The organism is Micromonospora sp. NPDC005215, assembly GCF_040607915.1.
Lineage (GTDB): Bacteria > Actinomycetota > Actinomycetes > Mycobacteriales > Micromonosporaceae > Micromonospora.
In genome coordinates this window covers 1-1,249 of the sequence record NZ_JBEXHQ010000125.1, presented here as the reverse complement: position 1 = coordinate 1,249, position 1,249 = coordinate 1, and the positions used below count along the sequence as shown (strand labels likewise).

Here is a 1,249-nt window from a genome sequence, read left to right as displayed (position 1 = left end):
CTAGTGCTGTGACCGGAAACGTTGGCCGGGTTGGGTGACACGCCGGTCGACGTTCCCGGTTGGGCGTTGGACGGGCTTCAGGCTGTCGGGATGGCGGAACCTGTTCGGGCTCGCCGGCTCAGTGATGACGAGGGCCGGCGATTGCAGCAGATTGTGCGGCGTGGGACTGGGTCACCGATCCGGTTGCGGCGGGCGATGGTCATTATGGCTTCGGCCAGCGGAAACACCGTCGCGGCGATCGCCCGCCTGGTTCAGGGCGACGAGGACGCGATCCGTGAGGTGATCCACCGGTTCAACGAGATGGGTCTGGCCTGCCTGGACCCTCGATGGGCGGGTGGCCGTCCCCGCCGGATCAGTGAAGACGACGAAGCGTTCATCGTCGCGACGGCCACCACACGACCGCAGACGCTCGATCAGCCGTTCACCCGGTGGAGTCTGCGCAAGCTCGCCGGCTACCTGGCTCACAACCACGGCCCGCGTCGCGTGCAGGTGGGTCGGGAACGACTGCGGGAGTTCCTGCACCAGCACGACATCACCTTTCAGCGGACCAAGACCTGGAAGGAGACCAACGACCCCAACGCCGAGACGAAGCTCGCCCGGATCGAGGAAGTGACGAACACCTTCCCAGACCGGGTCTTTGCGTTCGACGAGTTCGGGCCGTTGACCATCCGCCCGCACGCCGGCGCGTCCTGGACCGCGGCCGGGCATCCGGACCGGCTGCCGGGCAACTATCACAAGCTGCACGGCGTGCGGCAGTTGCACGCCTGCTACAGCGTCGGTGACGACACGCTGTGGGGCGTCGTACGCCGACGCAAGTCCGCGGGCAACACCCTCGCCGCGCTCAAAACGATCCGGGCTGCCCGACCGGACGGGGCACCCGTCTACGTCATCCTGGACAACCTGTCCGCGCACAAAGGCAAGAAGATCCGGATCTGGGCCGCCCGCAACCGGGTAGAGCTGTGCTTCACCCCGACCTATTCGTCGTGGGCGAACCCGATCGAGGCGCACTTCGGACCGCTGCGGATGTTCGTCGTCGCCGGTTCAAATCACCCCAACCACCCAGTCGCGACCCACGCCCTGCACGACTATCTGCGCTGGCGCAACGCCAACGCCCGCCACCCCGACATCCTCGCCGCCCAACGCCGCGAACGCGCCCGAATCCGCTCCGAACGCCAACGCCGATGGGGTCAGACCACCGCTCAGGCAGCAGCCTGACCAACCCGGCCAACATTTCCGGTCACAGCACTAG

The 1,249-nt window shown here is 67.0% G+C and carries 1 protein-coding gene; it reads left to right on the top strand.

From position 1 onward, the window contains the following. Positions 1 to 90: 90 nt before the first annotated feature. Complete coding sequence (locus tag ABZU25_RS34485; protein ID WP_355033552.1) at positions 91 to 1,215, top strand: IS630 family transposase; 1,125 nt, start codon at positions 91 to 93, stop codon at positions 1,213 to 1,215. Positions 1,216 to 1,249 lie beyond the last annotated feature (34 nt).

Bases quoted from the DNA above. Each gene is read 5' to 3' on its own strand.
- ABZU25_RS34485 (WP_355033552.1), top strand. From the start codon at position 91: ATGGCGGAACCTGTTCGGGCTCGCCGGCTCAGTGATGACGAGGGCCGG.